Annotated in this window: 18 protein-coding genes; 7 read left to right on the top strand and 11 right to left on the bottom strand. The window is 71.4% G+C overall.

All coding sequences use genetic code 11. The features are described from left to right. Positions 1 to 107: 107 nt before the first annotated feature. From gmd to OO67_RS19505, 5 genes are read left to right on the top strand one after another with little or no spacing between them, the layout of a single operon-like run. Entirely contained in the window at positions 108 to 1,121 is a 1,014-nt protein-coding gene (gmd, locus tag OO67_RS19525; RefSeq protein WP_033302076.1) for a GDP-mannose 4,6-dehydratase, read from the top strand. Then, entirely contained in the window at positions 1,118 to 3,907 is a 2,790-nt protein-coding gene (locus OO67_RS19520; RefSeq protein ID WP_244300265.1) for a LamG-like jellyroll fold domain-containing protein, read from the top strand. Before gmd ends, OO67_RS19520 begins: the two co-directional genes overlap by 4 nt. Beyond that, the gene (locus OO67_RS19515; RefSeq protein WP_051709568.1) at positions 3,904 to 6,159 is read left to right on the top strand and encodes a LamG domain-containing protein; all 2,256 of its coding nucleotides are present in this window, start codon (positions 3,904 to 3,906) and stop codon (positions 6,157 to 6,159) included. The genes OO67_RS19520 and OO67_RS19515 overlap by 4 nt, the downstream gene beginning before the upstream one ends. Further along, positions 6,156 to 6,860: an Rv1352/Rv1906c domain-containing protein gene (locus tag OO67_RS19510; protein ID WP_033302073.1), complete on the top strand. Its 705-nt coding sequence runs from the start codon at positions 6,156 to 6,158 to the stop codon at positions 6,858 to 6,860. The genes OO67_RS19515 and OO67_RS19510 overlap by 4 nt, the downstream gene beginning before the upstream one ends. Then, positions 6,857 to 7,684, top strand: coding sequence for a glycosyltransferase family 2 protein (locus OO67_RS19505; RefSeq protein WP_033302070.1), 828 nt, complete (start codon positions 6,857 to 6,859; stop codon positions 7,682 to 7,684). The genes OO67_RS19510 and OO67_RS19505 overlap by 4 nt, the downstream gene beginning before the upstream one ends. Before the next feature lie 3 nt (positions 7,685 to 7,687). On the opposite strand, the gene OO67_RS19500 is transcribed toward OO67_RS19505, so the two are convergent. Further along, on the bottom strand, positions 7,688 to 8,845 hold the full coding sequence (locus tag OO67_RS19500) for a glycosyltransferase (protein ID WP_033302068.1): 1,158 nt from the start codon (positions 8,843 to 8,845) through the stop codon (positions 7,688 to 7,690). A gap of 132 nt (positions 8,846 to 8,977) precedes the next feature. Here OO67_RS19500 and OO67_RS19495 point away from each other — a divergent pair, with 132 nt between their 5' ends. Further along, a complete protein-coding gene (locus OO67_RS19495; RefSeq protein ID WP_033302250.1) occupies positions 8,978 to 10,492 on the top strand; it encodes a hypothetical protein in 1,515 nt (504 codons plus the stop codon). Here the strand turns inward: OO67_RS19495 and OO67_RS19490 are convergent. The 3 genes from OO67_RS19490 to OO67_RS19480 are packed head-to-tail and all read right to left on the bottom strand — an operon-like array spanning position 10,461 to position 14,676. Continuing rightward, positions 10,461 to 11,705 (bottom strand): MATE family efflux transporter, encoded by a 1,245-nt coding sequence (locus OO67_RS19490; protein ID WP_033302066.1) that lies wholly within the window; start codon positions 11,703 to 11,705, stop codon positions 10,461 to 10,463. The two genes, OO67_RS19495 and OO67_RS19490, sit on opposite strands and share 32 nt — an antisense overlap. Next, positions 11,702 to 13,390: a hypothetical protein gene (locus tag OO67_RS19485; RefSeq protein WP_033302247.1), complete on the bottom strand. Its 1,689-nt coding sequence runs from the start codon at positions 13,388 to 13,390 to the stop codon at positions 11,702 to 11,704. Before OO67_RS19485 ends, OO67_RS19490 begins: the two co-directional genes overlap by 4 nt. Then, the gene (locus tag OO67_RS19480) at positions 13,387 to 14,676 is read right to left on the bottom strand and encodes a glycosyltransferase (RefSeq protein ID WP_167748659.1); all 1,290 of its coding nucleotides are present in this window, start codon (positions 14,674 to 14,676) and stop codon (positions 13,387 to 13,389) included. The genes OO67_RS19485 and OO67_RS19480 overlap by 4 nt, the downstream gene beginning before the upstream one ends. A 118-nt stretch (positions 14,677 to 14,794) precedes the next feature. Between OO67_RS19480 and OO67_RS19475 the strand changes: the two genes are divergently transcribed. Next, on the top strand, positions 14,795 to 15,244 hold the full coding sequence (locus tag OO67_RS19475; protein ID WP_033302061.1) for an FAD synthase family protein: 450 nt from the start codon (positions 14,795 to 14,797) through the stop codon (positions 15,242 to 15,244). On the opposite strand, the gene OO67_RS19470 is transcribed toward OO67_RS19475, so the two are convergent. The 7 genes from OO67_RS19470 to OO67_RS19440 all read right to left on the bottom strand — a co-directional run bounded on the left by OO67_RS19470 (position 15,213) and on the right by OO67_RS19440 (position 22,691). After that, positions 15,213 to 15,944, bottom strand: coding sequence for a CDP-alcohol phosphatidyltransferase family protein (locus OO67_RS19470; protein WP_033302060.1), 732 nt, complete (start codon positions 15,942 to 15,944; stop codon positions 15,213 to 15,215). The genes OO67_RS19475 and OO67_RS19470 overlap by 32 nt on opposite strands. A gap of 251 nt (positions 15,945 to 16,195) precedes the next feature. Next, entirely contained in the window at positions 16,196 to 16,597 is a 402-nt protein-coding gene (gene mnhG / locus OO67_RS19465; RefSeq protein ID WP_033302057.1) for a monovalent cation/H(+) antiporter subunit G, read from the bottom strand. Further along, a complete protein-coding gene (locus tag OO67_RS19460) occupies positions 16,594 to 16,917 on the bottom strand; it encodes an MrpF/PhaF family protein (RefSeq protein ID WP_033302054.1) in 324 nt (107 codons plus the stop codon). The genes mnhG and OO67_RS19460 overlap by 4 nt, the downstream gene beginning before the upstream one ends. After that, complete coding sequence (locus OO67_RS19455) at positions 16,914 to 17,546, bottom strand: Na+/H+ antiporter subunit E (protein ID WP_033302053.1); 633 nt, start codon at positions 17,544 to 17,546, stop codon at positions 16,914 to 16,916. The genes OO67_RS19460 and OO67_RS19455 overlap by 4 nt, the downstream gene beginning before the upstream one ends. Next, on the bottom strand, positions 17,543 to 19,198 hold the full coding sequence (locus OO67_RS19450; RefSeq protein ID WP_033302052.1) for a Na+/H+ antiporter subunit D: 1,656 nt from the start codon (positions 19,196 to 19,198) through the stop codon (positions 17,543 to 17,545). The genes OO67_RS19455 and OO67_RS19450 overlap by 4 nt, the downstream gene beginning before the upstream one ends. Continuing rightward, a complete protein-coding gene (locus OO67_RS19445; RefSeq protein WP_033302050.1) occupies positions 19,195 to 19,788 on the bottom strand; it encodes a Na(+)/H(+) antiporter subunit C in 594 nt (197 codons plus the stop codon). Before OO67_RS19445 ends, OO67_RS19450 begins: the two co-directional genes overlap by 4 nt. Continuing rightward, positions 19,785 to 22,691: a Na+/H+ antiporter subunit A gene (locus tag OO67_RS19440; protein ID WP_033302048.1), complete on the bottom strand. Its 2,907-nt coding sequence runs from the start codon at positions 22,689 to 22,691 to the stop codon at positions 19,785 to 19,787. The genes OO67_RS19445 and OO67_RS19440 overlap by 4 nt, the downstream gene beginning before the upstream one ends. Positions 22,692 to 23,631: the final 940 nt, after the last annotated feature.

Genomic DNA, 23,631 nt, shown 5'->3' with positions numbered 1-23,631 from the left:
CCAGCAGCGCGCCGCCCCGGTGACCCTTTGCCGCATTCCGCTCAGATCCAGAAATTTCGGAGAAGCAAAACGCCCACAGGGTGACCACAGAGAACAGAGGGGGAGTCATGGCAAAGACCGCACTCATCACGGGAGTGACCGGTCAGGACGGTTCGTACCTGTCGGAGCTGTTGCTCGAGAAGGGGTACACGGTCCACGGCCTGATACGGCGTTCGTCGAGCTTCAACACGGAGCGGATCGATCACATCTATCAGGGGCCCGAGGAAGCGAATCGCTCCTTCGTGCTCCATCACGCCGATCTCTCCGACGGCGTCGCGCTGGTGAACCTGCTGCGGGACATACAGCCCGACGAGGTCTACAACCTCGGCGCCCAGTCCCACGTCCGGGTGTCCTTCGACGCTCCGCTGTACACCGGGGACGTCACGGGGCTCGGCACGGTGCGCTTGCTGGAGGCGGTCCGGGCCAGCGGTATCGACACCCGGGTCTACCAGGCCTCGTCGTCCGAGATGTTCGGCGCCAGCCCGCCCCCGCAGAACGAGAAGACCCCGTTCCACCCGCGCAGCCCGTACAGCGTGGCCAAGGTCTACTCCTACTGGGCGACGGTCAACTACCGTGAGGCGTACGGCATGTTCGCCACCAACGGGATCCTGTTCAACCACGAGTCACCGCGCCGTGGCGAGACCTTCGTGACCCGCAAGATCACTCGCGGGGTGGCCAGGATCAAGGCCGGCCTGCAGGACAGGCTGCATCTGGGGAACCTCGACGCCGTACGCGACTGGGGGTACGCCCCCGAGTACGTGGAGGCGATGTGGCGGATGCTCCAGTGCGACACCCCCGACGACTACGTGGTGGCCACCGGTGAGGGGGTCAGTGTCCGGCAGTTCCTCGAGTACGCCTTCGAACACGCGGGCCTCGACTGGGCGGAGCACGTCCGCTACGACCCGAAGTACGAGCGTCCCAGCGAGGTCGACGCGCTGATCGGTGACGCCTCCAAGGCCGAGGAACTCCTCGGCTGGAAACCGGAGGTGAAGTCGCGCGAGCTGGCGCAGATCATGGTGGACGCGGACATCCGGCAGCTCAGCGACCAGCTGGCGGGGTCCGCGGTCCGGGTGGACCGGTGAGCGGGAACGTACGTCCTGGACGTCTCAGACGTGCGAGGGGCGGCGTCCTCGCGCCGGTCCTCGCTCTCGCCGCCGGCACGCTGGGCGCCGCCTCGGTCTCCGCTCCCCCGGCCGCCGCGCTCACCCCGCCCGTCGGCTTCACCGCCGACGCCCTGTCCACGTACCAGACCAACGGCATCGTCTGGACGCTGGCCGAAGCGGGCGGGGTGGTCTACGCGGGAGGCACCTTCTCGGGCATCCGGCCGGCGGGATCCCCGGCCGGGAGCAACACGACGCCCGCGGTGAACTTCGCCGCGTTCGACGCGGCGACCGGGGCGCCCACCGGCTGCTCGCTCTCCTTCACCCGCGCCGGCGGCACTGCGACGGTCCGGGCGCTCGCCGTCTCCCCCGACAAGTCCACGCTGTACGCGGGCGGTTACTTCAACGCCGTGAACGGCACGGCCGTCAACGGGCTGACCGCGATCGACACCGCCACCTGCCGGCCGCGGGCGGGGTTCGCCCCGCAGTTCGGCGCGACGGTCCGCGCCCTCGACGTCGCGTCGGACGGCACCGTCTACGCGGGCGGCGACTTCCAGACCGTCAACGGCACGGCCCGGCGCTTCTTCGGCGCGGTGACCGCCGCAGGAGCCCTGACCGGATGGAACCCGGACGCCGACGAGCCGGGCCGCACCCTGAGGGTGACCCCGGACGGGGACAGCGTCCTCATCGGCGGTGACTTCTTCACCGTCGGCTCCGCCGCCTCGCACGCGCTCGCGGTGACGAGCGCCTCCACGGGCGCCGTCACCCACGCCTACGGCGCCTCCTTCATCCCCCGGTCCGCCGTCATCAAGGACATCGTCACGGACGCGGAGTCGGACGGCTGGTACGCGGCCGGGGAGGGCGCGGGCGGTGCGTCGTTCGACGGGCGGCTCGCCATGGAGCTCGACGGCTTCGATCAGCGGTGGCGTGACACGTGCCAGGGTGCGACGCAGGCGCTCCGGGTGTACCAGGGGGTGCTGTACGCGGGCAGCCATGTGCACGACTGCTCCACCATGGGTGGTTTCCCCAACCAGACCCGCAAGCATCTGACCGCCCAGTCCGTCGACGACCCGGATCTGCTGGGCTGGCTCCCCGACACCAATGACGGCATCGGTGAGCCCGTCGGCCCCCGCGCGCTGACCGTGTCCTCGCGAGGCGGACGGGACTTCCTCTGGGTCGGCGGCGAGTTCACCACGGTCAACGGGGCCGGCCAGCAGGCGCTGACCCGGTTCGCGAACACCCCGGACACCGGGGCCCCCGCCGCGCCGGCGGTGAGCGTGTCCGCGCCGCGGGCCGGCGAGGTCAAGGTCAGCTGGCGCAGCAGCCTCGACCTGGACGACAGTCTGCTGACGTACCGCGTGTACCGCGACGGCGGCTCGGCGCCGGTGCACACGACGACGGGCTCCTCACTGTTCTTCAGCAGGCCGCAGCTGACCTTCACCGACAGGAACGTGGTGGCGGGCCGGACGTACAGCTACCGGATCACGGCGAGCGACGGCACGAACACGGGCGCGCTCTCGGCCGCCGCCTCGGTGACCGCCGCGTCCTCGGCGTCCCCCTACCAGGAGCAGGTCCTGGCGGACGGAGCCGATCTCTACTGGCGTTACGACGAGACCGGTGGCGCCTTCGCCGCCGACGCGTCGGCCAGCGGCAACGGCGGGGTCTACATGAACGCGCCGTCCTACCGGTCCACGCCGTCCGCGGTGGCCGGATCCGCCGCGCTCTCCCTCAACGGCACGAACGAGTACGTCTACACCGACCGGCTGCACCACTACACCTCACCCACGTCCTACTCGGTCGAGACGTGGTTCCGCACGACATCCACGAGCGGCGGGCGGATCGTCGGCCACGGCAACAACATCGGTACGGAGCGCGGCCACACGAGCAGCATCTCCGACAAGCTCGTCTACCTCACGAACGACGGCCGGCTGGCGTTCGGCGTGCAGAGCGGCAGCACCCGCCCCACCATCACCTCGGCCGGGTCCTACAACGACGGCGCCTGGCACCACGCCGTCGCCACGCAGGGACCGTCGGGCATGGTGCTGTACGTCGACGGGGAGGCGGTCGGCGCGAATCCGGCGACCGGCAGCCGCTCGTACAACGGGTTCTGGCGGGTGGGCGGGGACGCCATGAACAACGCCTGGCCCGACCGCCCCACGAGCGACTACTTCGCCGGGCAGGTCGACGAGACCGCGGTCTACCCGTCGGCGCTGACCGCCGCGCAGGTGGCCGAGCACCACGAGCTGGCGGGCGCCCCGCCCGGCCCCGGCGACAACACCGTCACGCTCACCCCGGAGCAGGACGCGTACGTCAACAGCGTGGCGGCGAACACGAACTACAACGACAACCAGCTCGCCTCACGGGGCAGCACGGCCTATCTGAGCTATCTCCGCTTCACCCTGCCGTCCGCTCCGGCCGGCCAGGTGCTCAAGAGCGCGCGGCTCACCTTCCGTACCTCGTCGGACTCGACGGCGGGGTCGGCCGACAGCCACAGCATCGTGCCGGTCACCGGCGCGTGGACCGAATCGGCGGTCACCTACAACACCCGGCCGGCGCTCTCCACGTCCGTGCTGGGGACCATCACCGGCGCGGCCTCGGTCTCCACCGACCACTCGGCGGAGCTGGACGCGTCCGCACTGGACGGGGCCCTGGGCTCCGTCTCCTCACTCGCCCTGACCAGCAGCGGGACGGACAGTCTCCGCATCTGGTCGAGCGAGGCAACCGCGGCCTACCGGCCGCAGCTCGTCCTCACCTTCGGAGTTGAATGATGAACGGAAGCACGGGGCGGAGACTCGGGGGAAGCGGCCGTGTGCGGGCCGCGTCCGCCGCGCTCTGCCTGTTCGCCGGAGCCCTGACCGCGACAGCGGCCGGGGCCTCCCCGGCGGCGGCGCTGACACCTCCGGTGTCCATCACCGCGGACGACCTCACCACCTGGCAGACCAACGGCATCGTCTGGTCGATGGCCGCGACGGACGGGGTCGTCTACGCCGGCGGCACCTTCTCCACCATCCGGCCGCCGGAGGCGGCGGCGGGCACCTCGGAGGAGCCCGCCGTCAACTTCGCGGCGTTCGACGCCGCGACGGGCGCACCGACGGGGTGCAGCCTGTCGTTCACCCAGTCCTCGGGGACCGCGACGGTAAGGGCGCTGGCCCTCTCTCCCGACGGTGGGACCCTGTACGCGGGCGGTCAGTTCGGCGCGGTGAACGGGGTGGGGGTCAGCAACATCGCGGCTGTCGACACCGCCACGTGCACACCCCGCCAGGACTTCAAGATCTCCGTCTCGGCGACGGTCCGGGCCCTGGACGTCACCGCGGAGACCGTCTACCTGGCCGGCGACTTCAACAGCGTGGGCGGTCAGACGAGGAACAAGTTCGCCGCGGTCACCACGGGCGCCGACCTCCTTCCGTGGAGGGCCGACGCCGACGAGGTGGCGCGGGCCGTCCAGGTGACACCCGACGGGCGGCACGTGGCGCTCGGCGGTGACTTCTTCACCGTCAACGGCACCACCTCGCACGCCCTGGCCGTCGTCGACGCCACCACGGGCGCGCTCGTCAGGAGCTACCCGGGTTTCATCCCGAACACGTCGACGGTGCAGGACCTCACGACGGACGCGACCGGGCTGTACACCGCCAACGAGGGAACCGGCGGCGGGGTGTTCGACGGCCGGATCGCCATCGACCTCGACGACTACCAGCAGCGCTGGCGGGACACCTGCCTGGGCGCCACCCAGGCCGTCCTGGTCCACTCGGGTGTGCTGTACAGCGGGAGCCACGCCCACGACTGCGCCAGCATGGGCGGCTTCGCCGACCAGCCCCGCAAGCACCTGCTGGCCCAGTCCGTCGACGACCCGACGCTCCTGCCCTGGTTCCCCGACACGAACGACGGCATCGGTGAACCCGTCGGGCCCCGGGTGATGGCGCAGACCGACAAGGGCGGACACCACTACCTGTGGGTCGGCGGTGAGTTCACCACCGTCAACGGCGCCGGCCAGCAGGGGCTGACCCGGTTCGCCGACGGGCCGGACACGGGGTCGCCCTGGGTGCCCAACGTCAGTCTCTCGACGGTCACACCCGGACGTATCGACGTCAACTGGCAGACCAGCTTCGACACCGACGACGGGGAGCTGACCTACCGGATCTACAAGGACGGCGCGAGCACCCCCGTGCACACGGTCACGGGGTACTCGCTCTTCTGGGACCGCCCGCAGCAGACGTGGACCGACACCGACGTGGCGGTGGGCGAGACGCACTCGTACCGCATCACCGCGAGCGACGGCACCAACACCAGCGCCAAGTCACCGCCGCAGTCGGCGACCGTCGCCGCGTCGACCCAGGGGTACCCGGCACGGGTGCTGTCGGACGGCGCCTCCCTGTACTGGCGCTACGACGAGGGCACGTCCACCTTCGCGGCGGACACCACCGGAGGCCTGAACAACGGCTTCCTGCGTAACGCGCCCGCCTACCAGCAGACCCCGGCGGCGATCGCGGGCGACTCGACCGCCATCGGCTTCGACGGGGCGAGCGAGTACGCGTACAGCAACAAGCGCCACCCGCAGCCCATCCGCTTCTCCGTGGAGACCTGGATCAAGACCACCACCACGCGCGGCGGCAAGATCATCGGGTTCGGCAACCTGTCCATGCAGAACAGCACCCGCTTCGACAAACACGTGTACATGGCCAACGACGGGAGGCTGGTCTTCGGTGTCTACAGCGGCGGCCGCCGCACGGTGACCACGGCCGGGGCCTTCAACGACGGCAACTGGCACCATGTCGTCGCCACCCAGGGAACGGGCGGCATGAGGCTGTACGTCGACGGGCAGCTGCGCGCGTCGAATCTCCTCTACTCCGGCAACGAGAACTACCCGGGCTACTGGCGGGTCGGCGGGGACAACCTGACCAACTGGGCCAACCGCCCGACCAGCAACTTCTTCGCCGGTCAGATCGACGAGACCGCCGTCTACCCGACCGCGCTCAGCGCTTCCCAGGTCAGCGCCCACTACGCCTTGAGGACGGGTGAATGAGACATCCATTCCTGACCAGCACCGCCGTCGCCCTCGCGACGGCGGTGCTGGCCGCCTGCGGCGGCTCGTCCGACGGGTCCGGCGACGGGGGCGGGAAGCCGGCGGCGGGCGGCACGCCGTCCGCGGTGGCCCCCCCAGCTCCCTCCGTCGCCGGGCCGGCGGCCTCCCCGGCCGGCACCCGGGCCACGAAACCCGGCGCCACACCGAAGGCGCCCGCCGGGGACGTCACCCCGGCCACGGGGTCCTTCACGAAGAAGCAGAAGGAGTATCTGACCGACCGCGTGCCCAAGGGCATGGATCCGGCCGCGGTGCTCCAGACGGGACAGGAGACCTGCGACCGGCTCCGCTACCTGGTCAAGGCCGACCGGAACATCGCCGTCGGGGCGATCGTCTCGGGTGAGGTCGCGGACGCGGAACCGGCCGTGGCCCACCTCTGCCCCCAGCACCAGGACCTCGTGGACGAAGCGGCTCTCGGGTACGCCGACGGCACACACGAGGGCGCCACGATCCGGCCGGGCGGGTACCGGGCCCCCTCCCCCACCAAGGCCTGCAGCTGGCAGCTGACCGGGGCGGACGGCAAGGAGCTGGAATCGGGTTCCTCCGACACCGGTGAGCAGGTGGAGATCACCGTCCCGCAGTCCGCCCGCACCTTCACCTCCACAGGCTGCTACGCCTGGCTGCCACAAGGAGACGACCGTTGAACAAGCTGCCCATCGCCGTGGCGATTCCCACGAAGAACGAGGGCCTGAACATCGCCGAGGCGGTGAAGTCGGTCCTGGGCCACTTCGAGGCCGTCGTCGTGGTGGACTCCCACAGCACCGACGACACGGCGAAGATCGCCGAGGAGTGCGGGGCCGAGGTGGTCACCTACACCTGGGACGGAGGGCATCCGCGCAAGAAGCAGTGGTGCCTGGAGAACGTCCGGACGGATCTGGACTGGATCCTGCTGCTGGACGGTGACGAGCGGCTCAGCCCAGGGCTGCTCGCCGAGCTGCGGAGGATCTTCGCCGACCCCGGCAGCCCGAAGCCGGCGGCGTACGACATCCCGCTCGGCTACTGGTTCTCCGGCAAACGGCTCCGGCACGGTTACACCATCCGCAAGCGCTCCCTGACGGACCGGACCCGGTGCCACTACCCGGAGGTCGGCGACCTCGCCGCGCCCGGCATCGGAGAGGTCGAGGGCCACTACCAGCCGGTCGCGGCGACGGCGGAGGCTCTGAGCAATCCGATCGAGCACCAGGACCTGGACCCCGTCACCGCCTGGTTCGAGCGGCACAACCGCTACTCGGACTGGGAGGCGTGGCTGGAGCACCATCCCGATGTGAAGGAACAGGTCCGGAAGGTGAAGTCCCGCCAGGGACAGCTCTTCCACAAGGCGCCGTTCAAGCCGCTGGTGTCCTTCGCCTACATGTACGTCTACCGGCGGGGATTCCTGGACGGACGCGCCGGCCTGGACTTCGCGCTCGCGATGAGCTTCTACCGCTGGCAGATCGCCCTCAAGTCACGGGAGGGAAGGACGGGTTGACGCTCACGCCCTCCGGCGGACCACGTCCTCGTAGGTCTGCCGGAGGGTCCGTGTGACGGTCTCGATGGTGAACCGGCCGTTGACCAGCTCCCATGCGGCCTTCCCCGCACGGTCGTTGGCCTCGGGCTCCAGCAGTTCCAGGACCGCTTCAGCGACCTTGCGGGCGTTCTCGGAGTCCTCCCCGACCCTGCTGTCGATCACCCGGCCCGCCCCCGCCCCCGCCACGTCGGGGCCGAGTCCGCAGGTCCGGGTGATGACGACGGGCGTACCGACGGACATGGCCTCCAGAACCGAGACGCCGAGCGGCTCCTCGATCGACGGCAGGACGTACACGTCGGCCCGCCGCCCGGCGGCGAGCACCTCCTCGTGCCCGAGGGGCCCCACGTGGTCCAGCGCGTCCATGACGCCGAGCCGGCGGGCGAGCGCGAGGGTGCCGGGGAGTGCCCCGGTGTCCGGCCCCGCCAGCACGAAACGGGCGTCGGGATGCCTGGCCAGGACCGCGGGCATCGCGGCGACGAAGTCCTCGGGCCGCTTGCGCTCCTGGATGCGGGCCAGGAAGAGCACGGTCGGCGGCCGGCCCGGCTCGCGGGCGGGCTTGCGCTCCTGCGGCCGTACGCCGTTGACGAGCCTGACGGTGTTGGTGAGGGCGACCGGCGCGGCGACCGCGTTCACGTCGAGGCGCTCGGCCTCGGTGAGATGGAGTACGGCGTCGGCGCGGCGCAGCACCGTGCGGACGCCCAGGAGGTCGGTGAGCTGGGCGACCCGTTTCTCGGTCGGGTCGACCATGCCGTGCGTCTGGACGACGAGCGGGGTGCGGGTGGCCAGGGCGAGCAGCGCGGCCGGCAGGGTCACCAGGTCACGCATCAGGTGGACGTGGACGAGGTCGGCGCCGCGCATCATGCGGCGCGCGGTGCGCAACAGGGCTGCGGAGGTGATGCCGCTGACCTCGAACATCGGGAGCAGGTGCCGGGCCTGGAAGAGGTGCACGGGCACTCCTTCGACCCGGCCCGGCAGTCCGCCCTCGAAGCCGTCTCCCAGCGCCATGATGCGGGCGTCGTCCCCGTGCGCGCGCTGGACCCTGGACAGGTTGAGCGCGACCCGGGTCGGGCCGCCGAACGCGTGGTCCGGAGTGTGCAGCGTGACGATGTGCAGGACCTTCACCAGGGTTCCCCTCAACCTCGGCCGACTGTTCACAGACTAGCCATCGCACCCCCTCAAGTGGGCGCGTTCGTTAGAGTGTTCGTGGGCCAGGAGGCCGGCGAGCGGGCCTTCGGGGCCGGTGATCGGGGGATCATGACGTCCGTGGACGAGTCGGTGGGGACCGTTGCCGTCCAAGTGAGCGCTCCGCGCCCGCCGACCGAGCCCCCGGCGAGGCCCCTGACCTGGGCGATGCTTTCGCGCGCGGTCTCCGTGCCGCTCATCCTGGGCCTGGTCTGCTTCCTGCCGGCCGTGATCGCCGCCCAGCCCGGCTCGGGGGTCAGGGACACCGCCTACTGGCTGCAGCTCGTCCTGACCTGCTACTCCGGTGCCCGGCTCTCCACGATGATCCTCTCCACCCGGCGGCGGCTGCTCCAGGGTGTCTTCTGGATGTTCGTGTACATCGCCATGGGTGTCGCACCCTTCGCCCAGGTGGTGATCGGGCAGACGCCGACGCCGATGGTGGGCCCTCGCTCGGACCTGGTGACGGCGATCGCGATGATCCTGGTGGGGTGCGCGGCCTTCGACCTGGGCGCGCTGCTGGCCTCGCGCCGGCCGCTCCGACGGCGCGCCCCCTCGCGCGGCACGGGCGGACCCCCGGTGGCGCACCCGGTCAGGCTGCGGCTGCTGGTGCTGCTCGCGCTGCTCGCGAGCGGCTACTACGTGCTGAAGCTCGGCGGGCCTGCCGTCTTCTTCTCCAGCCGCCAGGAGATCAGCGACACGGTGGCGCAGAGCGGGGTGGCCTCGGCGGAGTCGAACGTCGGATCCGCCTTCCTCAAGGGCTTCGGCACCGTCCCGGCGCTGCTGGCCTTCCTCTTCTACACCCGTCGCCTGGTGACCTCGCGCCGGGCGCGGCGCTCCCCTTCGACCGTCCTGGTGTGGGTGGCGCTCGCGGCGGTCAACCTGGTGGTGAACAACCCGATCTCCAACGCGCGTTACTGGTTCCTGACGGTGCTGGTGTCCCTGCTGTTCACCGCGTTCCCGAGCAGCGCCGCGATGTACCGATCCGTTCTGGCCATGGGCGTGGTGGGCGCGCTGGTGCTGTTCCCGTACGCCGACCGCTTCCGTTACGACGACGAGGGTTACCGGCCCGTGCAGTCGGCCTCCGTCTTCGAGCCGCTGGCCACCAAGGACTACGACCAGACGGTGATGTTCGCCAACACCATCTCCTGGGTGGACACCCGGGGCCACACCTATGGCCGCCAGCTCGCCGGCTCGGCACTCTTCTTCGTCCCCAGGGCGGTGTGGAGCGGGAAGCCGGAGGACACCGGGGTCCGGGTCGGCGAGTGGATGGGGATGAACATGACGAACCTGTCGGCACCGCTGTGGACCGAGTTCTGGGTCGACTTCGGCGCGTCCGGCATGATCGGCGGCCTGGCGCTGATCGGCTACGGGGCGGCCCGCGCCGACCGCAGGTACGCGCTGGCCGTCACCCGGGCGGGGCCCGGCCCGGGAAGTGTTCTGGCGATCGCGGCACCGCTGATCGCCGGGTACACGTTCATCCTGTTGCGCGGCCCGCTCCTCCAGGCGGCGGGGAAACTGGCGATCGGCGCCCTGTGCCTCGTGCTGATCACGACGTTCAGGGAGCAGAGGGCAGCGCGTCGGCGCTGACGGTCTTCCCCGCCGGGCCACGGCGGCGCAGCCGGGCGACCCGGGTCCAGGTGGCGGCGGCCTTGCAGAGCGAACCGAGGCACAGCCCCCAGGCGGCCCCGGGGATGCCTCCGAGGGCGTAACCCCCGGCCATGAGGGCCACCGCGGTGAGCGAGAAGACCACCTGGATGCTCAGCGTCGTACGCGGGTCGAGCATGCGCAGGGCGAGCAGCCCGCAGGTACCCACGGCCATCGCGGCGTACTGACTGCCGGTCGCCGGGAGCAGGGCGGCGGCGGTCGGCCAGGTGTCGCCGAGGAGTTCGCGTCCCGCACGCTCGGGCAGCAGGGCGAGGGCGGTGGCCCAGAGGGCGGCGGTGGCGGCGAGGACGGCGGCGAGCCCCGCGGTGGCCCGGACCCGCCGCCGCTCGTCACCGATGCGGCCGAGCAGTGGCGGGCCGAAGGACGTGGCGGAGGTGAACAGCACGTTGAGCGGTCCGAACAGCGTGGTGGCCCCGCGCAGGGCGCCGACCAGGAGCGGGTTTCCGACGGCCCCGAGTCCGAGTACGGAGAGCTGGCCGGTCGCGTTGCCGACGCCGAACTCGACGGCGAAGCGCTGCCCCAGGTGGCCGCGCCTCAGCATCGGACGCAGCAGCAGCGGGGCAGCCCCATGGGTCGCGCGGTGCAGCAGCACGCCGGACAGCAGAAGGGCGGGCAGGGCGGACAGCCCCCAGACCAGGATGAGCCGAGCGGGGGTGGCGCCGTACTCCTGGACGGACAGGGCGCCCAGTACACACGTCAGCCTGAGCAGGTCGGCGAGGAGGGCGAGATGCGGCCGCTGGAGGGTGGAGAAGGCGTAGCGGAGGGCGTCCTGACCCAGCACCACCGGCAGGACGACGCCGAGCACCACGAGGGCGCGCGCGGTGTCCCCAGGAACCAGCAGACAGACCGCGGCCAGGGGAGCACCGAGTGCGGCCGAGGCCCCGACGGTGAACACGACGGCCGACCGGCAGGCACCCCGGGTGTCCGCTCCCCCGCCGCGCCGGAGGACCAGAGGCTGCCCGGTGTACGCACCGGAGGCGCCCAGCAGCACCGTGAAGACGAGGTAGACCGCGGAGAAGCGGGCGAAGTCGGCCACGGTGGAGAGCCGTGCGGCGGCCACGAGCACCAGGATGTTGGTGAGCGCCGCCACGCCCTGGTCCGCGACCGAACAGAGCACCGCGGTGCGGGCTCTCACCGGCGCGCCCCCGGCAGGGTGACGGAGCGCAGGCCCATGGTCTCGTCGGGGTTCCCCGTGATCTCCGGCGCGTCCGCTTCGGCGACCGGGCCGCCCGGCCCTCCGCCGGTGCGGCGCCGGCCGGAACCTGGCCGGCGCTCCGCGCGGCGCAGCCGGCCCCTGCCGGGGTGGAGGAGGGCGCCGAGCACCGAGCCGCCGGAGGCACCGATGATCTCGCGGATGCGTTCGAGGTCGCTGCGGTGCACCTCGCGCGGGTCGCAGACGATCATGACTCCCTCGACCCGGTCGACGAGGGCCACCGCGTCGGCGTAGGACAGCACCGGCGGGGCGAGGACGATGACCACGGTGCCTGGGCGGTCCGCCTCGGCGACGATCCTGCCGACGGACGCGGAGGTCAGGGCGCGCGGCACGTTGTCCGCGGTGGTCCCGGCCACCAGGGCGAACGCCCCTGAACCGGGCACGTCCACGTTGGAACGGCCCCCTGCCGGCCAGCTGCGGTCGCCCTCCTCGGCGGCCCAGCGGGGCGGCCGGACCTCGTGGGCGGCCGGTCCCAGGTCACGGGCGAGGGACGGGGTACGCAGGTCGGCTTCCACGAGCAGGACGTCGCGGCCCATCTCGGCGAAGGCGGCGGCCAGGTTGACCACGGCGGCGGCGGCCGCCGCGTTGTCCCCGCGCGGGGCGGTGACCAGGAGCCGGCGCCGCTCCGCGAACGACGGGTCGTAGGCGAGCCGGAAGGCGACCGCCCGGTATTCCTCGGCGAGCCGCGAACCGCTGCGGCCGATGGCGAGGAGGGTGCCGGCGGCCGCGCGTTCCCTGGGGAGGGTACCGAGCAGCGGTGCCCCGAGGGAGCGGACGAGCTCGCGGGGGGAGCGCACGGCGGGGTCGAAGACGAGACGCACCCAGGACAGCAGAAGTCCCAGGGCGAGGCCGACGACCGCGCCGAGCCCCAGGAGCAGCGGCAGACCCGCGCCGGCGGGCTCGGTGGGAGCGACGGGCTTCTTGTTGAGATAGCCGGGGGTGGTGTCGAGCGCCTTGAGCTCGGAGATCTTCCGACTCAGCTCGGAGATGGAGACGATGATGTTGGCGCGGGCGCTGCTGACGTCGTCCGCGGCATCGACTCCGGTCCGCTCCTCCAGCAGGTCGCGCTTCTCCTCCAGCGGTTCGAGCTGGGCACGGTAGCCGTTCGCCATGTTGTCGATGCTCTCCTCGGTGCGCGCCTTGCGGTGCGCGAGGTAGCCGTTGGCGAGCGCTTCGGCGCGGGACCGGGCCTGCTCGGGGGTGGACCCGGTGTAGGAGAAGCGGAGGGTGAGGGTGTTGGGCGGGTTGGTGACCTGGAGGCCGGCGAGCAGCTTCCGGGCGGTGACGTCGTCGCCCTTCTTGAGCAGTGTCCCGGCGGCGAGCTCGCCCACGGTGTCGCTCACCGCGGTCTGCCGTTCGGAGCCGATGTTGATGCCCTTGTCGGCGGACGCTCCGGTGGCGAAGGGATCGGCGGTCGCGGAGCGCACCTGCACCTCCCCGGTGGCCGTGTACGTGTCGTCGCCGCTCAGGGCGAGGAAACCCCCGCCGAGGAGACCTACGGCGACACCACCGGCGAGCAGCGCCCGGTAGCGCAGGAGCTGGCGGAACTGATCGCGCAGCAGCGCCGGTTCGTCCTGGTCGTCCAGGGGACGGATCTGATGTGTCATCGGCGTGCTCCCCCTCGGGTGTCCCCGGTTCGCGCGGCCCGCGGTGCGCACCCGAGTGCCTCGGTGAGCAGGGCGTCGAAGCGGGCGAGGCCCGCCTCCCGGCTCAGGTGCTGGGCGACGTAACGCGGACCCCGCGCTCCCAGCGCGTCCGCCGCCGCCGGATCGGCGGCCAGCCGCCGTACGGCGGCGAGCAGCGCGGCCGGGTCCTCGGGGGCCACGAGGACTCCCGCGCCCGAACGGCGCACCTCGTCCGCCGTGCCGCCCTCGTCGGCCACGGAGGCGACGACGGGGCGTCCGGAGACGAAGTACGAGGTGAGCTTGGACGGCACGCTCATGTCGAGCACGGAGGCCCGCTGGGTCACCGCGAGCACGTCGGCGGCGGCGAGCACATCGGTGAAGTCGTCGGCATCCGCCGGCGGGAGGAAGTCGAGGTTGGGGAGCCCCTCGGCCCGCTCGCGCAGTCCGTCGCGCTGGTTGCCGTCACCCATCAGGACGACCCGGATGTCCGGCGCCAGCCGCGCCAGGCCGATCAGGACGTCGAGCCCCTGCTTGAGGCCCATGTTCCCGGAGTGCAGCAGTACCGGGGTGCCCTCGGCCCAGCCGAGCCGGGCCCGGGTGGCGGAACGGTCGGCCGAAGGACTCCGTACGTGGGTCCAGTTGGGGACCACACGGATGCGTCCGGGGTCCACTCCGAGGGCGGTGACACCCTCCACGAAGCTCTCGTGGATCACGCCGACGAGGGCCGCGCCGCGCAGCGCGTAACGCTCGGCCTTCGCCGCGACGGCCGCCGCCCTGCCTCCCCCGCGGATACCGCTCTGCGCGGCGGCTGCTCCCATCAGGTCCTGGACGACGGGTATGTGGGGTACGCGGTGGCGGCGCGCGAGCCGGGCGCCGATCACGCCGCCCGCGAGACTCGGCATCTGGGAGATCACCGCATCGGGGCGGCCCGGCGGCGGCGCGAGGATCCCGTGGACGAGCACGGACGCCTCGAACGCGCCTCTGCGCAGAGCCGTCTGACGGGGCGGCACATAATGCCGCCGCCTGTGTACGTGCACCCCGCCACGGTTCTCACGGCTCCGCCACACTCCCCGGTACCGCTCGTCCACGCGCCAGGCGGGGTAGTGCGGCATGCCGGTCAGGACGTCGGTCCTGGCCCCGGACACCGCCCAGTGCTCGGCGAGCTGCGTGGCGTACGGGCCGATGCCCGTCAGCTCGGGGGCGTAGTTGGTGGAGACCACAAGAAGTCTGCGGTTCTCGAACGGCCTCTGATGCTCAGCAGCGGACAACGGATGATCGCCTTCCCCCCGGAACAGCCTGTTCTTCGAGCTTATCCGTTCACGGGATGCACAAGTGTTCTTCACAGTAAGGTCGTTGAACCAGTTCCACCGTGGGGGGAGAGAACGGATGGTGCAGCACAGAGTCGGTTACGCGCCGGGGGTGTACGACCTGTTCCACGTCGGCCACCTGAACATCCTGCGCCACGCCCGCAGCCAGTGCGACTACCTGGTGGCCGGGGTCGTCTCCGACGAGATGGCCGCGCTGGCCAAGGGCCACAGACCGGTGATCCCGCTGCCCGAGCGGCTGGAGATCGTCCGCAGTGTGCGCTACGTGGACGCGGCGTTCGTGGAGACCGTGCCGGACAAGGTCGAGACCTGGCAGCAGGTCCGCTTCGACGTCATCTTCAAGGGCGACGACTGGCGGGGCACCGAGAAGGGTGAGCGTCTGGAACGGGACTTCGCCGAGGTCGGGGTGGAGGTCGTCTACTTCCCGTACACGGTGCACACGTCCAGCACCCAGCTGCGCCGGGCACTGGACGTGCTCGTCAGCCGGCCCGGAGCGCTTTCAGCTCCCTGAACCACTTCACCAGGAACGCCACGAGGAACAAGGCGTGCACGGCCGCGAGGACGGCGTACCCGGCCCGGAAGGCCCCGGGTGCGCCCACCAGCAGGAAGACCAGGCAGAAGACCCCGTAGTCCGCGGGCAGCAGAGCCACGGCCCGGACCCGGGAAACCGGGGCGGCGGCGCCGTCGGCAGCCGGTGCCGCGCGGGCCGCCGCCTTGCCGAGCTGCTCCCTCAGCAGTCCCGCGCAGAAGGTGAGCACCGCGACGAACAGGAAGCCGAGCGGCAGCAGGAGCCAGCCCTCGCCGGGCAGGCCGTCGAAGCGGTGGAACGAGATCAGTACCGCGCTGTGGACGAGGATCATCTTCGCGCAGTCCACGACGTGGTCCAGCCATTCGCCGTCCGGCCCGCCCCGCCCGGTCAGCCGCGCGAGCTGCCCGTCGGCCGAGTCGAAGGCGAAACCGATGGCGAGACCCCCGTAGACGGCGGCCCCGAGCCACCAGGACGGCTCCAGGAGCGCTACGGCCGCGATGGCGGTGAATGTGAACGCTGCGCTGATCAGCGTTACCTGGTTGGGCGTCAGTCCCATCTGATACGCGCCCGCAGCGAGCAGGCGGCCGGCCGGCCGGTTCACGTACCGCGAGTAGAGCGAGACGCCCTTGGACGACTTCTGTGCGCCGCGCAATTCGCGCAGCGCCGTACCCGTGCTTCCCATACGCCCCCCAGCGCCCGGTTGTTCCCCGCCGCATCATCGCAGAATCAGGGTGACCGGCGTGGGGATACGGGGAGGCGTCGCATTCGACGGCTGCACGACTTCCGTGATCCGCGCACCGTCCGTGCGACCAAGCCGCGATCGCCCCCGGTGGCCGCGCGGGCACGGGTGCACGGGTACGTCACCGGCCGGCCCGGGGCCCCCGCACCACGATCGGCGAGCTGCGTGACCGGCCCCTCGAAAGGTGAGGACGCTCAGCTCCGCCCGGACCCCGCGTCCTGTTCCGGCCCCGCACCAGGTTCCTGTCCCGGCTGGGTGAGCTGCGCGTCCAGATCGTCGAAGAGCAGCTCACCGCCCTCGATCTGCCCCGTCCGGTACGCCGACCTCGCCACCAGGTGGGCTGCCACCGGCCCTGTCATCAGCTGGAAGAAGCCGATGAGGGCAAGCGTCGCCAGGTCCATGCCGCTGCGCAGTCTCAGCGCGACCCCGGCCAGGACGAGCAGCAGCCCCAGGGTCTGCGGCTTGGTCGCCGCGTGACTGCGCGACAGCACGTCAGGCAGCTTCACCATGCCGACCACCCCGAGCAGGCAGATCGCGGCTCCGAGGAACACGAGAACCGCCCCGGCCGTGTCCGTGATCTGAAGCCAGGCACTCATGTCCGATCCTCCTTGCCGCCGGGCTTCCCACGAGACAGAGGCTTGTCGCGTACGGCGATGAAACGGGCGATGCCCACCGATCCGGTGAAGCCCAGGAAAGCGAGCACCAGCATGATCGGGAAGTAGAACGAGTCCCGGGCGAAGGCGGACTTGGCGCCCAGCCCCGCGATGACCACGGCCGCGAAGACGTCGAGCGCGATGGCCCGGTCCAGCATGGACGGCCCGCGGCTGATCCGGAAGAGCAGCAGCGCGCCCGAGAGGACGACGAACACGACCGCGGCGCTGATCAGCACCCGGTCGACGGTCTCGGGACCGCTCATGATTCTTCCTCTCCTACGTCGGACCCGGGGAGCGGTGGCGGGGGCTCGGAGACCCGGCCGATCTCCTCGCGGGTGCCGAAAGCCCGTACCGTCAGCTCCTCCAGCTTCCAGACCTGGGCGCGGGCCGCCTCCAGCTGCTCCGGCCGGTCCGCGTCCAGGACGTGGAGGAAGAGCGTGGCCGTGGCCCGGCGCACCTCGACGACGGAGCCGCCCGGCACGTTCGAGACGCTGACCGCGGTCGCGGCGAGCATCAGGTCGCTGCGGCAGCGCAGGGGTACGCCGATGACGGCGGGCCGGTGCGGGCGGTCGGCGAAGATCTGCCGGGTGACCTTCACGCCCGAGGTGTACATGTCGTAGAGCAGATAGGCGGCGAGCCGGATGATGCCCCAGGGGTGCAGTCGCAGCCCCAGATCGACCTGCGGCAGCGGGAACGCCAGGCAGAGGGTCACCGCGACGACCACGCCGGTGACGACGTTGGCCCAGGTCAGGGTGGACCACAGCAGGACCCAGATCAGGGTGAGCCAGGCGATCAGCGGAAGATCCAGTACGCGGCGTCTGCGGCCGGCGAACTCGACGCTGAACGGAGGCAGGTCGGGGTTCCGGTACGACAGCGTGATCAGGCGCCTCAACGGCCGAGCACCTCCTCCACATAGGGCCGCCGCTCCATGAGTTCGGCTGCCGCTCGGTCGGTGTAGGCCGTCAGGGGACCGGCCAGGAGCGTGAAGGCGAGGCCGAGCACGACGGCGCCGGCGGTGGCGGCCGTCATGGCCGCGGGCGGACGGATCGTGGTGGTGACGGCCTGGCCCTGCAAGGTCGCGGCCACCGGCCTGCCGGCCGGCGCCGGGGCCGGTCCCACCCCTTCGTCGCCCGTGCCGGGGATGCGGTCGGGCCCGGTGTCGGCATCGCCGCTGTCGCTGTCGTCGGCCGTCTCGAGGACGGTGCCGTAGGCGGTCTGCCCCGGTGGCTCGGTGCGCCAGAAGGCCAGGTTCCAGATCTTGGCCATCACGTACAGGGTGAGCAGGCTCGTCACCGTGGCGCCGGCGACGAGGATCCAGGCCCACACGCTGCCGTCGGCGACGCCGGCCCGCATGAGTCCGAGCTTCCCGATGAAACCGGAGAGCGGGGGGATCCCGGCGAAGTTCATCGCGGGGAGGAAGAAGAGGACCGCGAGCAGCGGGGCCGACCTGGCCAGTCCGCCGAGCCGGGTGAGCTCGTTGGTGCCGCCCCGGCGTTCGATGAGCCCCGCTACGAGGAAGAGGGTGGTCTGGACGGTGATGTGGTGGGCCACGTAGAAGATCGCGCCGCCGTACGCCTCACGGGTGGCGAGGCCGATTCCGAAGACCATGTAGCCGATGTGGCTGATGAGGGTGAAGGAGAACAGCCGTTTCAGGTCGGTCTGGGCGACCGCCCCGAGGATGCCCACGATCATCGACGCGAGGGCGACGGCCATCAGCAGGTCGCCCAGCCTGTTGCCGGGGAAGAGCAGGGTCTCGATCCGCAGCATGCAGTAGATGCCGACTTTCGTCAGCAGACCCGCGAAGACGGCGGTGACCGGCGCGGGCGCGGTCGGGTAGGAGTCGGGGAGCCAGGCCGCCAGGGGGAAGACGGCGGCCTTGATGGCGAAGACGGTGAGCAGCATGGCCTGGACCAGGGTCTGCACGCCGAGGGGCAGATCGGGCAGCCTGACGGCCAGCTGGGCGAAGTTGGCCGTGCCGGCGGCGGCGTAGGTCATGGCGATCGCCGTCAGGAACAGCATCGAGGAGAACAGCGAGATGATCACGTAGGTGGAGCCGGACCGGATCCGTGGGCCGGTCCCGCCGAGGGTGAGCAGGACGAAACTGGCGACCAGCATGATCTCGAAACCGACGTAGAGGTTGACGAGGTCGCCCGCGATGAAGGTGAGGGAGACCCCGGCCACCAGGATGAGATAGGCGGGGTGGAATACGGCGACGGGCGTCTCCTTGTCCCGGTCCGCCATGCCCTGGCCGAGTGAGTAGACCAGGACGGAGAGGGTGACCGCCGAGGAGACCGTCAGCATCAGCCCGGACAGCCGGTCGGCGACCAGCGTGATGCCGAGCGGCGGGGCGAAGTCGCCGAGATGGACGGAGAGGGGCCCCTGCCGGTCGACGGCGATCATCAGGATCACCGAGAGGCAGAGGACGGCGCTGAGGACGGCGACGCTGATGAAGCGCTGGAAGCGCGCGAGCCTGGTGCCGAAGGCGAGGCTCAGCCCGGTGGCGCAGAGCGGCAGCAGGACCGGCAGCGGAACGAGAGCGTTCATCCGGCGGCTCCTCGGTCGTCGTCCTTGTCGTTCACGTAGTCCTCCGGGTCGGCTCCCAGCACGTCGTGCCACAGATCGCCGCCTGCGTCGCGGCCCCGGGCCTGAAGGGCACGGTCGGCTCGGAGCCGGGCCCGCAGCCGCCGGTGTTCCTGGCGGTAGCGGGCGCGGTCCTTCCTGCTTCGGCCGGGCTCCGCCCGGTACTCCTCCCGGAGTTCCGCCCGCTCCCCCAGCACCTCGGCGCGCAGGAAGATGCGCCGGTCCTCCAGGTCGTCGTGGACCTCGTCCGTGCCGGTCAGCTGGTAACTGCGATAGGCCATGGCGAGCAGGAAGGCCGTGGTGGCGAGAGTGATGACGATGGCGGTGAGGGCGATGGCCTGGGGCAGCGGGTCGGTGATCCGCCGCAGCGGCACACCGTAGAGAAGGGGTGCCGCCCCTGCCGAGCCGGTCGACGAGAGGACCAGCAGGTTGATCCCGTTGCCCGCGATCACCGCGCCGAGCAGGATGCGGGTCAGCGGCCGGGAGAGCATCAGGATGCCGCCGACCGCGCAGAGGACGACGGCCGTGGCGAGGAGCGAGAGGCTCATGGTCATCGGTTCGGCTCCCCCGTCCCGGAGTCCGTCGCGGGGGCGAGCGCGCCTGCCGCCCGTTCGATCTGCCGGTCGACCTTGGCGCCCAGCGCCCGCACGATGTCCAGGACCACGCCGAGAACAAGCAGATAGACACCGAAGTCGAAGAGGACCGAGGTGCTCAGGTGGTAGTCACCGAACACGGGCAGATGCCCGTGGTAGGTCCAGGCGTGCAGCACCGTCCCCTCCGCGAGGCCGCCCAGGGCGACGCCGGTGGAGACGAACAGTCCGAGGCCGGTGAAGAGCCCGGGCTGCAGCGGCGCCGCCTCCGCGAGCTCGAACCGGCCGCCCGCAAGGTAGCGGGTGATGAGACCCAGCCCCGCCACGAGCCCGGCGACGAAGCCGCCTCCCGGCATGTTCTCCGCGCAGAACAGCAGGTACAGGGAGAGCACCAGGATGGGATGGAAGAGCAGCCGGGCCACCACCTCGAAGACGATGGAGCGGTGCTCGGGCGCGAGCGTGGATCCGGCGGCCAGCCAGCTGCGTTCGGGCGCCGTGTCGTCGCCGTGCGGGAGACCGGTGAGCCGTCGGCCCGACATGGCCCAGGCGGTCTCCCCCCGCAGCTCCTCCCTGTTCATGGACGTCTCGCCACGGCGGTGCAGATAGATGAGGCTGGTCACCCCGATCGCCGCCGCCGCCAGGACGGCGGACTCCCCCATCGTGTCCCACGCCCTCAGGTCGACGAGGATGGTGGCCACGACGTCCTTGAGACCGTGATGGGCGACCTCCTCGACCATCGCCGCGCCCGCGGGCTCGGCGACGCGAGCGGCGCCCGCCACCCAGACGGCCACGCCGACCGTCGCCGCGGCGACCAGCGCCACCGGGATGCGCAGGGCCCGCCGCCATGTGCCGATGGACTCCTCGAAGCGCACCGGCAGCCGGCGCAGGACCAGGACGAACACGATCATCGAGACGGTCTCGACGCAGAACTGGGTGAGCGCCAGGTCGGGTGCGCCCTGCACGACGAAGAGCAACGCCGCCCCGTATCCGGTGAGCCCGGCCAGGACGACGGCCTTCATCCGGCGGCTGACGGTCAGACAGGAGAGCGCGGCCGCACAGGTCAGCACGGCCACCGCGCCCTGGAGCGGGGCGTCCCACACCCGGGGGGCGACCGCTCCCTCCCAGGGCCGGTCCGTGGCGAGGACCGCCAGCTGCCCGGCGAGCATCACCGCCATGGTGATGGCCAGGTAACCGGAGAGGGAGCCGCGCTGGACGAATCCGGTGATCTGCAGGGCGACCCTTTCCAGGCCGAGCAGGAGGTGTCCGAAGACGTTGTCCGCGGTCGGCCAGGCGACGCGCCGGGAGATCCGGATGACCGCCGTACGGCCGGCGAAGAGCACGGTGCCACCCGCCCACGTCAGCGCGGACAACAGCAGGACCAGGCCGAAGCCGTGCCACAGCGCGAGGTGGTAGGGGTGGGCGGGGGCGGGGAAGACATCGGCGTAGGCGGCGAACAGACGGTCCGTCCATCCGACACCGGGGCCGAGCACGAGCCCGGCGACGGCCAGCACGGCGGGCGGCGCCAGGAGAGCGGCGCCCACACGTCGGACCACCGGGGTGTCGGCCAGGCCGGGCTTGCGGGCGAACGCCCCCCATACGAAGCGGAGGGTGTACGCCACGGTCAGCACCGAGCCGACGACGGTGACGGCCAGAACCCAGCGGTCGGCCGCGTCGCCGTGCAGCAGCGCGTCGAAGGCGGCCTCCTTGGCTGCGAATCCGAGGAACGGTGGCAGGGCGGCCATGGAAGCGGCGGCGAGCACCGCGACCGTACAGACGTACGGCATGGTGCGGCCGAGGCCGGAGAGTCTGCGCAGATCACGCGTACCGGCCGCGTGGTCCACGATGCCGATGACGAGGAACAGCGCGGCCTTGAACAGGGCGTGCCCCAGGATCAGTGCGGCGGCGGCGAGCGCGGCGTTCCGGTTGCCCGCCCCGGCCAGCACGGTGAGGAAGCCCAGCTGGCTGACGGTGCCGTAGGCGAGGACGAGCTTCAGGTCGTTCAGGCGCAGGGCTCGCCAGCCGCCGAGGAGCATGGTCGCTCCCCCCAGCACCAGGACGACCGGCCGCCAGACGGGGACGTCGGCGAAGGCGGGAGCCAGTCGCGCCACCAGGTAGACACCGGCCTTGACCATGGCCGCGGCGTGCAGGTAGGCGCTGACCGGGGTGGGGGCGGCCATGGCGTTCGGCAGCCAGAGGCTGAACGGCCAGATCGCCGACTTGGACAGGGCACCGCACAGCACGAGGACGACGGCGACCGATACGGCGGTGGTCGGTTCCGGTGGATCGGCGACGATCGCGGAGATCCGGTAGGTGCCCGCCGCCTCGCCGAGGATCAGGAAGCCGACCAGCATGGCGAGGCCGCCCAGTGTGGTGACCGTGAGCGCCTGGAGCGCGGAGCGCCGGTTCTTCTTGCGCTCGCTGCCGTGCCCGATGAGCAGGTAGGAGAAGACGGTGGTCAGTTCCCAGAACACGTAGAGCGTGATCAGGTCGTCCGCGAGGACGAGGGCGAGCATGGCACCGGCGAAGGCGAGCAGGTTCCCGGCGAACGGGGCCAGTTGTGGCGAGTCGTCGGTGAAGTAGGACGCGCAGTACAGCAGGACGAGCATGCCCACCCCTGCCGCGAGCAGCGCCATCAGCTCGGCGAGCGCGTCCAGGCGCAGGGCGATCGACACGTCGTACGTACCGATCCATTCCCAGGACCAGGTGACCGCCCGGCCCGCCTCCGCGCCGCTCCACTCGGTGACCGCCCACACCGTGGTGGCCGCGGGGGGCAGTGCGAGCACGACGAAGGCGTACCTGCCGAACCGTCGCACCAGCGGCGCCGCGCACGCGGCGAGTGCGAAATGGCAGAGGATGAGGACGATCACGACGGGCGGTCCGGATCAAAGGGCACCGAATACAGATATATCCCCCGGCCCGGTTCACCCGTCCGGCGCGCCGCGCGTCGGCCGGTCCGCTGGTTCCGGTCCGCGTCGGTGATGGACGGCTCCTGTCCCGCTGTGGTCACAGAACGGCGTCTGCCCTGTTCGCCCTCGGCCACACGGCATGACGTGGGGCTTTTCCGGGGCGGCCACCTCGGCTTCCCGTCCCCTCCGGAGCACCCGGTCCGCGCCCAGGGACAGATGGAGCGGTTCGTCCGGCACCTCGTCGGCCATTCCGCGGACGTGCCCGGCGACGTCTCCGGTGACGCGCAGAGGGCCGTGCGCGTCGGGACACACCGTGAAGCCGTCGCCCTCGGGGGACCTCTTCACGGGGTGCGGAGGCAGCGCGCCCTGCATCTCCGTCGCCTCCTCGCGTGCCACGGAACCCGGGTCCACGCCTTCAGCCTCACTCGGGAGCGCGGCCGCCGCTACCTGGGCACGAACGTATTCGACCAGTCACCGGTCTGGATCATCGTCCAGGAGAAGCCCCTGCGCACGCGCGCGTCACGGCGGACCCGGCACCCATGTCGTTGCGGACGGCCCTTCTCGTACCGGCGACAGTCCCCGGAGTCGCACTGGCAGCCCTGTGGGCCGTCACCAGTGGCCGGACCCTCCTGGACTTCCGACGCCAGGCAGCCCAGGAACTCTGGCCGAACAAGCGGGCCACCCGTCCGGCATCGTGACTACAACCTTCCGTGTCACCCTCCGTTCCCAGGGCTCCTGACCGCAGCTCCGTACGCGGGACCGGGGCTGCCGGGAACCGCCGCCGGGTGACTGGCCGGACGCCGCTCGTCGGAGGTGTCCGGGCCGCCTTACCATCGCCCGGAGCCCGGTTCGTCCAGAAAGTCCCTGGCCGGCCTGTGGAATCGGGGTGACCCCGGGGTGC

It is taken from the genome of Streptomyces atroolivaceus (genome assembly GCF_000717025.1).
GTDB lineage: Bacteria > Actinomycetota > Actinomycetes > Streptomycetales > Streptomycetaceae > Streptomyces > Streptomyces atroolivaceus.
The sequence above is the reverse complement of the archived record's forward strand: the minus strand, read 5'-3'. Positions and strand labels throughout refer to the sequence as shown.